At 38.3% G+C, this 12188-nt stretch carries 11 protein-coding genes and 1 tRNA gene; all 12 read left to right on the forward strand.

What is annotated here, in order from left to right; all coding sequences use genetic code 11:
• Positions 1 to 37 precede the first annotated feature (37 nt).
• The 12 genes from JHD79_RS12490 (at position 38) to JHD79_RS12545 (ending at position 12080) form a co-directional block, all read left to right on the forward strand.
• Positions 38 to 1069 (forward strand): methionine ABC transporter ATP-binding protein, encoded by a 1032-nt coding sequence (locus JHD79_RS12490; protein ID WP_199119572.1) that lies wholly within the window; start codon positions 38 to 40, stop codon positions 1067 to 1069.
• Positions 1062 to 1721 carry a methionine ABC transporter permease MetI gene (gene metI, locus JHD79_RS12495; RefSeq protein ID WP_199119573.1) on the forward strand — a complete coding sequence of 220 codons (660 nt, stop codon included), beginning with the start codon at positions 1062 to 1064 and terminating at the stop codon, positions 1719 to 1721. Before JHD79_RS12490 ends, metI begins: the two co-directional genes overlap by 8 nt.
• A 50-nt stretch (positions 1722 to 1771) precedes the next feature.
• Positions 1772 to 2596: a methionine ABC transporter substrate-binding lipoprotein MetQ gene (gene metQ / locus JHD79_RS12500; RefSeq protein ID WP_199119574.1), complete on the forward strand. Its 825-nt coding sequence runs from the start codon at positions 1772 to 1774 to the stop codon at positions 2594 to 2596.
• Positions 2597 to 2727: 131 nt separating this feature from the next.
• Positions 2728 to 2889 (forward strand): hypothetical protein, encoded by a 162-nt coding sequence (locus tag JHD79_RS12505; protein ID WP_199119575.1) that lies wholly within the window; start codon positions 2728 to 2730, stop codon positions 2887 to 2889.
• Positions 2890 to 2897: 8 nt separating this feature from the next.
• Positions 2898 to 2968, forward strand: a tRNA-Met gene (locus JHD79_RS12510).
• A gap of 393 nt (positions 2969 to 3361) precedes the next feature.
• Positions 3362 to 4498, forward strand: coding sequence for a redoxin domain-containing protein (locus JHD79_RS12515; protein ID WP_233164679.1), 1137 nt, complete (start codon positions 3362 to 3364; stop codon positions 4496 to 4498).
• A 329-nt stretch (positions 4499 to 4827) separates the two neighbouring features.
• The gene (locus tag JHD79_RS12520) at positions 4828 to 6393 is read left to right on the forward strand and encodes a sodium:solute symporter (RefSeq protein ID WP_199119576.1); all 1566 of its coding nucleotides are present in this window, start codon (positions 4828 to 4830) and stop codon (positions 6391 to 6393) included.
• A gap of 39 nt (positions 6394 to 6432) precedes the next feature.
• A complete protein-coding gene (locus JHD79_RS12525; protein ID WP_199119577.1) occupies positions 6433 to 7374 on the forward strand; it encodes a dihydrodipicolinate synthase family protein in 942 nt (313 codons plus the stop codon).
• An 84-nt stretch (positions 7375 to 7458) separates the two neighbouring features.
• The gene (locus tag JHD79_RS12530) at positions 7459 to 9423 is read left to right on the forward strand and encodes a VCBS repeat-containing protein (protein WP_199119578.1); all 1965 of its coding nucleotides are present in this window, start codon (positions 7459 to 7461) and stop codon (positions 9421 to 9423) included.
• A gap of 52 nt (positions 9424 to 9475) precedes the next feature.
• Entirely contained in the window at positions 9476 to 9640 is a 165-nt protein-coding gene (locus JHD79_RS12535; RefSeq protein WP_199119579.1) for a hypothetical protein, read from the forward strand.
• Between the two features lie 244 nt (positions 9641 to 9884).
• Entirely contained in the window at positions 9885 to 10130 is a 246-nt protein-coding gene (locus tag JHD79_RS12540; RefSeq protein ID WP_199119580.1) for a hypothetical protein, read from the forward strand.
• A gap of 84 nt (positions 10131 to 10214) precedes the next feature.
• Complete coding sequence (locus tag JHD79_RS12545) at positions 10215 to 12080, forward strand: T9SS type A sorting domain-containing protein (RefSeq protein WP_199119581.1); 1866 nt, start codon at positions 10215 to 10217, stop codon at positions 12078 to 12080.
• The last annotated feature ends 108 nt before the right edge of the window (positions 12081 to 12188 follow it).

Raw genomic sequence — 12188 nt, forward strand, 5'->3', positions numbered from 1 at the left:
GAATAAAAAGTTCTTTGCATAATTATTAGATTATATTTTGATTGAATTAAAGAATATTACCAAAACCTTTCATCAAAAGGGTAGAAGCATACAAGCCTTGTCTGAGGTCTCTATCCATGTAGAAAAAGGAAAGATATTTGGTGTAGTTGGTGCATCGGGTGCAGGAAAAAGTACCTTGATCAGGTGTGTGAATTTATTGGAACAGCCCTCTTCGGGGCATGTTATTGTAGATGGAGAGAATCTCAGTCTTTTGCCCAGGAAAGAGCTTGCGGCCAAAAGGAAGAGCATAGGAATGATTTTCCAACATTTTAATCTACTCTCTTCACGTACAGTGTTTGAAAATATAGCTTTCCCTTTAGAGTTGGACCATTTGCCCAAGTCTGAAATAAAGGAACGGGTATTGGATTTGCTTAAACTTGTTGGATTAGAGGAAAAACAGCATGATTATCCTTCCAGTTTATCCGGTGGACAGAAACAAAGGGTGGCCATTGCCAGAACTTTGGCCAACCATCCCCATGTGCTACTCTGTGATGAGGCGACAAGCGCCTTGGATCCGGCAACAACCAGCTCTATCCTGAAATTACTTAAGGATATAAACGAACGTTTAAATATTACGATCTTATTGATTACGCATGAGATGGAGGTGGTAAAGCATATATGTGATGAAGTGGCCATCATGTCGGGAGGTACTGTGGTGGAACAGGGAACAGTGAAAGAAGTGTTCTCTAATCCTAAATCTGATCTGGCTAGAGAATTTTTATCTTCTACATTAAAGATAGAAATTCCGAAAGCATTAAAGGATAAGCTAGTCTTATTCCCTTATGAAGGAAAAAGGCCATTGTTGAAATTAGTGTTGAACGGAGAATCTTCGACCCATGCTATATTTTCTGATATAAGCCATGCTTTTAAAGTAGAAGCAGATCTTGTAACTGCGCAGATAGAAGATGTAGGTGGTGCTAAGTTTGGAACAATGTTGGTCGTACTACTTGGTTCTTCTTCCCAACTGGAGGAAGCTATCTTGTATCTTCAAGCTAAAAACATAAAGACGGAGGTATTGGGTTATGTCTAGTTCAATGATTTGGATGTTGGTCTACGGAAGCTTAGAAACTATTTTGATGACTTTTGCAGCTGGTTTTTTTGGTTTTGTTATGGGTTTGCCTACAGGTGTACTCTTGTTTATAACCAGAAAGGGGCAAATTTTGGAACACAAACTGTTTCATAGCATATTGGCCATAGTGGTGAATATATTCAGGTCCATTCCGTTTATTATTCTTATTGTATGGATGATTCCTTTTACCAGAGCCTTGGTAGGGACTTCTATAGGTGTTAAGGCTGCTATTGTGCCACTAAGCATAGGTGCAGCACCATTTATAGCTAGAATGATAGAAAATAGCCTGCTGGAAATTCCTTATGGGATTATAGAAGCGGCAAGGGCATTGGGGGCAAAGCCTTATCAAATTGTAATAAAGGTCTTGTTGCCGGAGGCATTGCCGGGAATCATAAATAGTGCTACCATCACCTTGATTACCTTGGTAGGCTATTCGGCTATGGGCGGTGCTGTTGGAGCTGGTGGTTTAGGGCAAATCGGCTATCAATATGGCTATGTGGGTTATGATGTGTTTGTCATGAATACCGTGTTGGTGCTGTTGGTAGCCTTGGTATTTCTGATTCAATTTTTTGGAGATCATTTGTCACGAAAAGTGGATCACCGGAAGTCATAACATTTGGTTCAGAATACATTTAATCTCTATAAATACAATAATAAATATCAATGAAAATAAAGAAAAATTTTTTAGCCGGAATGGTTGCGGTAGCTACATATGCTATACTGTTAACGGGTTGTGGGGGATCTAACAAATCTAATGATTCGAATCATATTAAGGTGGGCGTACAAACAGGTCCCGAATTTAGGATAGCGGAAGTTGCCCAAAAGGTGGCCAAGGAAAAATATGGCTTGGAAGTAGAATTGGTACAGTTCAATGATTATGTAATGCCAAATGAGGCACTTTTTCAAAAAGACATTGATGCCAATGCTTTTCAGAATAAGCCTTATTTGGATGTTCAGTCCAAACAGAGAGGTTATAAGTTTGCTATTGTGGGCAACACGTTTGTATATCCCATAGCAGGCTATTCTAAGAAGATCAAATCATTAAAGGAACTAAAAGAGGAAAGTACGGTTATCATACCTAATGATCCTACTAACAGTGGAAGAGCCTTATTGCTCCTTCAAAAGGCCGGATTGCTCAAGTTGAAAGACCAGGTGGGATTGTTGCCTACCGTGCAGGATATTGTAGAGAATCCAAGGAAAATTAAAATATTGGAATTGGAAGCACCACAATTACCAAGGGCGCTTGACGATGCCAATGTAACCATTGCCATTATCAATAATACTTTTGCCACCCCTGTAGGTTTAATCTCTACCCGCGATGGTTTGTTTATAGAAGATAAGCAATCGCCTTATGTAAATGTGGTGGTGGCCAGAGCGGATAATAAAGATGATGAAAAGATCAAAAAATTTGTAAAAGCCTATCAATCTGTAGAAGTAGAACAGGCCGCGATCAAAGAATTTAAGGGAGGGGCCATAAAAGGGTGGTAAAAAAAAATAACAAAAATAAAGACTACTTATTTGGTAGTCTTTATTTTTTTGTTTAAATTTGAGGCAATTAACTTACTTATTATTAACCTGTAGTGTTTGCTAAAACATTGACTACATAAAATTTTTGATCGATGTCTATCTATTTAGAGTTTCCGTCAATTTCGGAATATCCGTTATACACAGACCCCTTTAAAAATGATGGACAACTGTTTTATCCAGAAGAGGATCAATTTTATGAAGCAGTAGAAGATAGGAATACACTACAGGATTATTTAACTCTAAAAACAGTTTAAGTTTAATTGGCCAGTTGACCGAATGGGAGGTAGGAGTTTCATAAACTTTTTAGGTTGGTTCGAATCCATCACTAGGCCGCGGTTGATTAGTTGACCAATTAGCAGTCAATTATGCTCATCTTTTGTTTTGTTAATAACTTAAGCCATCTTTAGGGGTGGCTTTTGCATTAAAAGGCAACATGATCAATGCGATGGGGAAGGCTGACGAATAGAATTGAAAATCAATGAAGTTAAATCTAACCTTCACACATTTCACGTTCATCAATAAGCTGGTAAATAAATTTTCCTTAGTAATGCTAAAATAAGGGATTGAAAATGATTTTAAAAGAAAAAGGGCTGCCCATCCAGGCAGCCACTTTTATCAACCAAATATAAATGTGTATGAACATTGAGACAAATATATAAAAAGACTACTAAATTAGTAGTATTTATTTTATATTTGTTTTTATGATTTATATTTAAACTTTTCGGCATGAAAAAAACACTATTAATTGCACTTGGCTTAGGACCTGTATGGGCTTTTGCCCAACAAACATTCACATTAAAAGGAGAAACAAAAGGGATAAAATCTGGTGAGGTGGTTTATTTGGTTTATGCAGTGGACAAAAAAAGCATCGTAGATTCGAGTAAGGTAGAGCATGGAATCTTTCATTTCAGCGGGCAAATAACAGAGCCTACTAAGAGTATACTTTATATTAAACCTTTAATAAAAGGAGGGAAGAGAGATCTGTTAACCTTTTATTTAGAGCCGGCCAAGATTGAGGTTTCGGTAGGAGATTCTTTAAAATATGCAAAAATATCAGGATCTAAAGTAAATGCAGAAGATGATATTTTAAAGGAATTGATAAAACCACAGCAAGAGGAAATTACAAAGTTGAGTGAGGCCTATTCGAAATATACTGAAGAACAACGGAAAGATAAGACATTGGTGGCTGATTTTTATAAGCAGTATACTGCAGCTACAGAGAAGCTTAATCCATTATACCTGGCTTTTGCACAAAATCATCGCCAATCCTATATCAGCCTTACGGTATTAAGTGCATTGGCATCTGACGATAAATTCTTGACAACGGGGGAGCAGGCCTATTTAGGCTTAACACCAGAACTTAGAAATACCAGGTTGGGTAAAACCGTTGATGGAATTTTCGAAGCAGCCAAAAAAACAAAAATAGGTTTGCCGGCCATACCCTTTACCCAAAACGACGTAAATGGTAAGCCCGTGAATTTAGCAGATTTTCGTGGTAAATACGTACTGATAGATTTTTGGGCTTCTTGGTGTGGACCCTGCAGAAAAGAAAACCCAACTGTGGTTGCAGCCTATCAGCAATTTAAAGATAAGGGCTTTACCATCATTGGGGTTTCGCTTGATCAGCCCGGAAAACAAAACGATTGGTTAAAGGCAATAGCCGATGACCAGCTTACTTGGACACAGGTATCTGATCTCAAATACTGGGACAATGAAGTGGCCAAATTGTATGGAATAAGGTCCATACCTGCTAATTATCTTATCGATCCTTCAGGCAAGATCATTGCCAAAGGGCTAAGGGGAGAGGCTTTGTCTGCTAAATTAGCTGAACTATTGAATAAAAACACCACAAAGACTAAATAAGTAATTAACTTGAGCTAGGGTTAATGCTCACCGAAAAATAGAACATTTCTTATCCCTGCTCACGTTAATTACTAACTAAACTAAACTGGCCTGAACGCAATGCTGTTCGGGCTTTTTTATTTAATGCCCATATTTATTACCTCAAATTAATACTATATTTTATGATTATAACATGAGTTTCCACAAAAAATAAGCATTTATAGTAATGTCATGACAATATCGTATATAAGCTTGTGAAGATTTTATAAATAAGCAACAATGAAATCATTTAAGTTTGCTTTCGCTTGATTGATATTGAGCATTAATCAACTAAACCAAATATAATATTAATGAAAAACCTTCCCATCTTGGATATATCTATCATATTACTGTATTTATTGGCAATGGTATTGGTAGGTGTATATTTTGCACGAAAGAATAAAAGCGCTGAGCAGTTTACAAAAGCCTCTGGAAAAATTCCTGGATGGGCGATCGGTTTATCCATTTATGCCACATTTTTAAGCAGTAATACCTTCTTGGGGGTTCCCGGAAAAGCCTTTGGAGGTAACTGGAATGCTTTTGTATTTAGCATATCGATGCCATTGGCGGCTTGGGTAGCTTCTAAATATTTTGTGCCCTTTTATCGTAGTGTGGGAGGGATTTCAGCCTATTCGCATTTAGAACACAGATTTGGCCCATGGGCAAGAACTTATGCGGTAATCTGCTTTTTGCTGACGCAGTTGGCCAGAATGGGTTCTATTTTCTTCGGTATAGCCCTTAGTTTACAGGCATTGACTGGTTATAGCATGTCTACCGTAATGGTGGTAATGGGCATTTGTATTATTGTTTATACAGTGATGGGAGGCATGGAAGCGGTAATATGGACAGAAGTAGTGCAGGGAGTGATCAAAACCTTGGGCGCATTGTTGATTATCTATTTGATCATAGCCGATATGCCCGGAGGAGTAAGTAAGATCATTGATATTGGCAAAGCCGACCATAAGTTTAGCTTGGGCAGCTTCTCTCCAAACCTTACCGAATCTACTTTTTGGGTCGTGCTGTTTTATGGTTTCTTTATCAACCTGAATAATTTTGGGATGGACCAGAATTATGTGCAACGTTACCATACCGCTAGCAATGAAAAAGAAGCTACTAAATCGGTATGGTTATGTGTTTGGCTCTATGTGCCCGCTTCGTTGTTGTTCTTCATTATAGGTGTTTGTTTATATGCCTATTATCAAGTGCACCCCGAGTTTACGGAGGTGTTAAAATCACAGGTAGCAGCCGAGCGCCTACCTTCTACCGCCACGCAGGCACAGATTGGAGAATTGGCAGGAACCTTAAAGGCAGCTGATTATGGTGATAAGGTCATGCCACACTTTATGGTCAATAAAATTCCTGTAGGCCTTGTCGGTTTGATCGTATCGGCAATTTTATCTGCTGCCATGAGCACCATTAGTTCGGGTATGAATGCTTCGGCAACCGTATTTACGGTAGATATTTTTAAAAGATATTTTAAACCTGGTTTAACGGACAAGCAAAACCTAAAAACATTACATATAGCTACAGTGATATTTGGTTTAATGGGCATGACTACTGGCCTGGCCATGATAGGCGTAAAAAGCTTATTGGACATCTGGTGGGAGCTTTCGGGAATTTTTGCGGGCGGCATGTTGGGTTTGTTCTTGTTGGGCATGATTAGCAGAACAACTAAAAATACAGAGGCATTGACCGCGACCCTGATTGGCATTGCTGTTATTCTGTGGATGACCTTCTCGGGAATGATACCAGAAAAATATGAATTCTTAAGAAGCCCATTCCATAAAAATATGATCATCGTAGTAGGTACACTTACCATTTTCTTGGCCGGTGTGATCATTACCAAAGTAAAAGGGAAAAAAGAACTGGTAGCATAACTTTTAAAAATTACAAGATTAAGATATATAAGAGAATTTATGAGTAATACTAAAAAAGGGTTTATACCTGTTATGCTTACCCCATTTAAAGATAATGGAGCTATTGATTATGATGGATTGACCAAGTTGACGGAATTGTATTTAGAAACTGGTGCAGCAGGACTTTTTGCCAATTGTTTATCTAGCGAAATGTTCGAACTTTCAGAAACGGAAAGATTGGAATTGGTAAAACACGTGGTGAAGGTGGTGGCTGGAAGGGTTCCGGTAGTGGCCACAGGTACCTTTGGCGGCGAAATCGCCAAACAGGCCGATTTCATAAAACGTATTTATGATACGAATGTAGAAGCTGTAATTGGGATCACCGGATTGCTGGCTAAAGAAAATGATAGTGATGAGGTATTCGAGGCCAATATAGCCCAACTTTTAGCGCTCACCGAAAATGTACCCATGGGATTTTATGAATGTCCTGTACCCTATAAAAGAATTATTAGTCCTAAACAGTTGGGAAATATGGTTCAAACAGGAAGGGTAATTTATCATAAAGATACTTGTTTGGATATTGAACAAATTAGGGAGAAACTTGCCCTGACAAGTAATGCGGCAAACTTCGGGTTATACGATGCGTATATGGTGCACGCTGTAGAATCATTAAAAGCAGGTTCAGCCGGACTATCTTGTATTCAGGGTAATTTCTTTCCCGAACTTATCGTTTGGTTGTGCAATCACTATGATCAGGCTGCTTTAAGTAAGGAAATTGCCATTGTACAACAATTTTTTGTTGAACAAATGGAAATCATGCACGAGGTGTATCCAACTGTTGCCAAATATTACCTGCAAAAAAGGGGACTGGAAATTTCAACTTTTACCAGAAGAACTGATATTGGTGAATTTAATAAGGAAACGAAGGCTAAAATTGATCGACTTTTTGAAGAATATGCTAAGCTCAGGGAGAGAATTAATCTTGAAAATGTACTAGCTTAAAGATTTAATGATCTGTAACGGATGATTATTTTTGGTTTGACCCCGAACTCGTTTCGGGGTTTTTTAAAAAACAAATGACAAATTATGAAAACGAAGCTCATGCTGATTGCTTGTTTGTTTACCTTAGGATTTGCACAAGCCCAAATTAAACCCCCACTGCTTATTAGTGGGGAACCCATTAAGAATGGAAATCCTTCTGGCTACGGTAGACTTTCAGTACCATTTTACAATGGCCATAATATGGGGTTTGCTTCGATAGCGGGTAAAGAACAGAAAGATTTGTTTCTGCAGGGCACAGATGGGCATGGTCGAGGTACTTACCTGTACCTGTATAAAGGATTATCGCCAGAGGGCATTCCAATTTTTGCAGAACCCATCAAGATTAGCTTACCTTTTGAAGACAAGGGTGATAACCGTGGTTTAATTGTACAAGATCAAAATGGTAAGATTTATGGCGTATGGGCTTTTGGCCAAACTTTACGCTATGCCGAATTGAACAAAACCACCTTTAATTTTTCTGAGCTAAAACGCCTAAATATTAAAGGCCAACCAAGGGGATTTTCAAATTTTGGTATCGTTCCGCTAAAAGATGGCAGACTACAGTTTTTGTTTTCGGTAGGACAGGAGGGGGTTTTCAGCAATGGTCAAGATTTTCCAAAGATGATAACTTATACGGCAGAAGGTTTTTGGCCATATGAATTAAGAAAAATGGGCATTTATGGAGGTATAGCAGACGGTTTGGAAACAGCCACTGTAAATGTTAAGGCGCTTACCGAGCTAGACCAGGCCTTATTTACCATTGATGGCTTTGTGAAATTTACAGAAGGTAACAATAGTTATATCCTTTCAGGAACACGGTTGGGTAATATCCTATGCTATAAGCTGGATGAGGGTAAAGGTACTTTGTCAAAACGTAAATATGCGGTAAATGCGGAAGGTATTATGTTGCGTAATCCTGGTGTCCATTCTTCACCAGCCTATTTTTATGATAGTGAGCAAAATCAGGGGTTGATCACTGTAGGAGAAGGAGGCCTATATTATTATAAAAATAGTAGCAAAATAGACAAAAATGGAAATCTTATTATGGAAGAGCCAAAGCATGTACTCCAGCAGAAACCACAATTATATGGTGGTTCATTGGTTATCCCATCTATGGCCGATTGGGATGGAGATGGTAAATTAGATATCATTGCAGGTAATTCGATGGGTTTTTTGTTTTTTTATAAAAATATGGGCACTAATCAGCAACCCATTTATGGTGATCCAGAACCATTGAAAGCCGATGGAAAGACTATACATGTACAGCCGGGCTATAAAGAAGATATTCAGGGGCCTGGAGAAGCCAGGTGGGGCTACACTTCGCCAAACGTGGTTGATTGGGATGGAGATGGTTTACTCGATATCTTAACAGGAGACAGTAGGGGCAAGTTTATGGTCTATCTTAATATAGGAACCAAAACCAATCCGAAATTAGACAGGGAACATACCCTGTATGTAGATGGAATGGACATGTACGGAACATGGAGAACCAGGCCTGGGGTAGCAAAATTGGGAGATCGGATAGCGTATGTCACTTTGGATAGGGATGATGAGTTTCATTTGTATTGGCAATTAGATAAGTATAACCTCGAAGATGGAGGAAAGTTAAAAATGGGCGACAAAAATATCAGAGGGAATAAATTAGGCGGCGGTACGGTTGGCCGGGCCAAGTTTGAAATTGTAGATTGGGATGGTGATGGGGTGAAGGATCTTTTGGTGGGTACCTATGGCAAACAATCTATTCCCGATACTTTGACAGGGCTTCCCATTCACATGAAACCCAAAAGAGGATCGACAATACTTTTCTTGAAAAACGTGGGTACCGATGTTAAGCCCAATTACGAATTTCCGAAAGTATTGAAGTTTAAAGGGAAAAATATTTCCTTGGGCGGACATGAAATAGGCGGATGTGTGGCAGGCATCGGACCCGGGAAAGACCCTATGAATTTAATAGTGGGCATAGAAACAGGAGTGTTTATGTTCTATGATAGAAAAGACCTGACTTGGTAAATGATCGTTTTTGCGACTGTAATGAATTTATTGTGATAGAACAGAAGATAAAATGAGAAGAATTAGCATTGTATTGATAGTGCTTTTTACCATCATGGTTTCACCTGATTTTGCGCAACAGGTTATAGGTTTTGATTGGATAAAAAATGCAAGACCGGGAAAGTTGGTAGAAGCAAAGGCTAATATCACAATATCTGCCCCATTGGGTTTAAAATAATTACAATTGTAGGACTACACTAAGAACCGCTGAGTAAATCTTCACAGAATACCGAGAGCATGACATTACGCTAATTTGAGCTTATCTGGCTCATATTAATTGACAAATTTTAACCTTAATTTCAAGTAAAATAGTGCGGTGGTATGATCAAATGATAATATCGTATAAATATTGGCCAATAATGGGCAAAATTACGATACCATCACTAGCTACCTTTAAGATACCAAATTAGAACACGTATTGTATGAAAAGACTTTCTGTTGGCAAAATAAGAATTTCTTATTTATCAAATATTTCATTGGTATTTACACTACTAGCCGCATTTTCTAGATCCATTATAACAGATGAGATTGTTGGCGAAATGCCAAATTCTGTTCCGTTATTTTTTTCTCGTCAAGTTTATTGGCCTTATCAGATAGAGATTGTTTGGTTTGGTATGAACATTATAAGAATAAACCAAAGGTGGTTATACTCTTTTCCAATGCCTTAACAAATGGTATTCTAGAGACAGCATAGAAAATATGGCGACTAAACATAAGTTCAATAATCTATATAACCAAATAATTTAAACCGTATGAAAAAAAACTCTACTCTATTTTCTACTTTTATTTTGTGCCTAACCATGAGTTATCATGCAAATGCACAAATTTATGCTCAAAATTTTAACAGTTCGGTTGTTGTAACGGACTATGCAACTTCTACAAACTCTTCAAAGAAACAATTAAATTTCATTAGTAATTATGGCAATTCGCCATCTACCATTGTAGACGGTAAGTTACAGTTCGAAAAAAAGGGGGCTTCTACCAGTCATTTTGTAAGAAACCTTGATTTTGCGCCAGTGCCAAAATTGGTAAAGGCCAGCTTCAAGTTCCAATGTATAGACGCTATAGGAGATAATACCTTGAACCATGCTGCATTTATATTTGGCTCTAATTTTACCAATGATGCTAATTTACCAACCTTGGCTGATACCCATAGTAAATTTGGAATTACCATGGATGGGGGCAACTTTAAACTAAACGTGATCAGTAATGTGGCAAATACTTCGATAACACAGTCATCTCAGCTTTTTTCGGGACAGCAGACCATTACTTTCTTGGTAAATAATACCGGGATTTCACAGGTATATTTAGCACCAGATGGAAGTTCGGAAAGTGTAGCCAATGATACTTGGGATTTATGGGTTGGCAACACCAAAGTTTATAATGATATAAACGCCTATGGAAATGCTGATATTAAAAACCTGAGGTTTAGTATGCTCTCTGCCACAGCCACCATTAATACGGTAAAAGTACAGTTTGACGATATTGAGATTGACAATTTATATGATTTTATGGCTTGGGATTTTAGTGGTGAAACAACGACCATAACAGGGGCTGCAAGTCCAATTATTAATCATGCCAATTTGGAAGCTGCTGCTTTGAACAGGGGAGCTGGATTAACTGCAGGAAGTTTCAACCACTCTTATTTTTCTACCTATAATGCAGCCATAGCAGATAAAGCAGCTGCGATAAGTAATGGTGCTTTTTATTCTTTTTCGGTCAAGGCAAAAAATGACTATAAAGTTTCTTTGGCAGCATTGAATGCAAAGGTAAGACGTAATACGACTGGCCCTAAAAAAATACTTTGGCAATATAGTGTTGATGGGACCAATTATACAGACCTGGGCACAGAAGTCGACTTGGGAACTACATCAGATGGTGAGGTACAAGCCCCTATTGATCTTTCTGGAATTGCTGCCTTGCAGAACGTACCTTTTACAACTACCATAACCTTTAGGTTGTTGGGATGGGATGCATCAAGTGGAGGAGGTTTTGCAATAGGCAGAATAACAAATGGGGTAGCGGGCAATTCATTGCTGGTAGATGGGGTGGTAGAGGCTATACCTGTATTGCCTGTGGTGCTAACTTCCTTCAAAGCAGTAAAACAAAATAGCGCAGTGCGCTTAAATTGGGCAACTTCGTCAGAACAAGACAACGGTTACTTTACGGTATTGAGGGCCAGCGAGGATAAAAACTTTTTGCCTATAGGTAAGATCAATGGTAATAGATCCAGTACCCTTGATAATAATTATTTATTAACGGATTATAAACCTCTGGCAGGTGCCAATTACTATAAACTTACCCAAACCGATGTCAACGGTAAAACAAATGAAATAGGAGAAGTTCAATACGTACAATTTTCGTTGTCGAATGGTTCGGTACAAGTATTGCAAAATACAGGATATAATACGGTTAGAGCGATCGTAAATACGCTTAAAAAAGAGAATGGTACGGTCAGTATTTACAACATGTCGGGTTCCAGCCTCTACCAGTCACCAATAGTATTAAATGAAGGTGTAAATGAGTTGTCTTTACCTGTTAGTTTGAGCCTTGGCGTTTATATTTTACAAGTTAAACGCCAAGGGGGTAAATTGCTAAGGACGAAGTTCTTGAAATAAATATGTATTACCATTGACTAATGCAGTTGCCGATGACGATCTATATTTAGTAACCTGAAAGGCAGCTTAGAACCGATAACTGGGAAATATCAAAATAACCACTCAGCA

It is taken from the genome of Pedobacter sp. ASV28, from assembly GCF_016428855.1.
GTDB lineage: Bacteria > Bacteroidota > Bacteroidia > Sphingobacteriales > Sphingobacteriaceae > Pedobacter.

Coding starts and splice junctions, on each gene's coding strand:
- JHD79_RS12535 (WP_199119579.1), top strand. CDS start 9,476: ATGAGAAGAATTAGCATTGTATTGATAGTGCTTTTTACCATCATGGTT.
- metI (WP_199119573.1), top strand. CDS start 1,062: ATGTCTAGTTCAATGATTTGGATGTTGGTCTACGGAAGCTTAGAAACT.
- metQ (WP_199119574.1), top strand. CDS start 1,772: ATGAAAATAAAGAAAAATTTTTTAGCCGGAATGGTTGCGGTAGCTACA.
- JHD79_RS12545 (WP_199119581.1), top strand. CDS start 10,215: ATGAAAAAAAACTCTACTCTATTTTCTACTTTTATTTTGTGCCTAACC.
- JHD79_RS12505 (WP_199119575.1), top strand. CDS start 2,728: ATGTCTATCTATTTAGAGTTTCCGTCAATTTCGGAATATCCGTTATAC.
- JHD79_RS12515 (WP_233164679.1), top strand. CDS start 3,362: ATGAAAAAAACACTATTAATTGCACTTGGCTTAGGACCTGTATGGGCT.
- JHD79_RS12520 (WP_199119576.1), top strand. CDS start 4,828: ATGAAAAACCTTCCCATCTTGGATATATCTATCATATTACTGTATTTA.
- JHD79_RS12540 (WP_199119580.1), top strand. CDS start 9,885: ATGAAAAGACTTTCTGTTGGCAAAATAAGAATTTCTTATTTATCAAAT.
- JHD79_RS12525 (WP_199119577.1), top strand. CDS start 6,433: ATGAGTAATACTAAAAAAGGGTTTATACCTGTTATGCTTACCCCATTT.
- JHD79_RS12530 (WP_199119578.1), top strand. CDS start 7,459: ATGAAAACGAAGCTCATGCTGATTGCTTGTTTGTTTACCTTAGGATTT.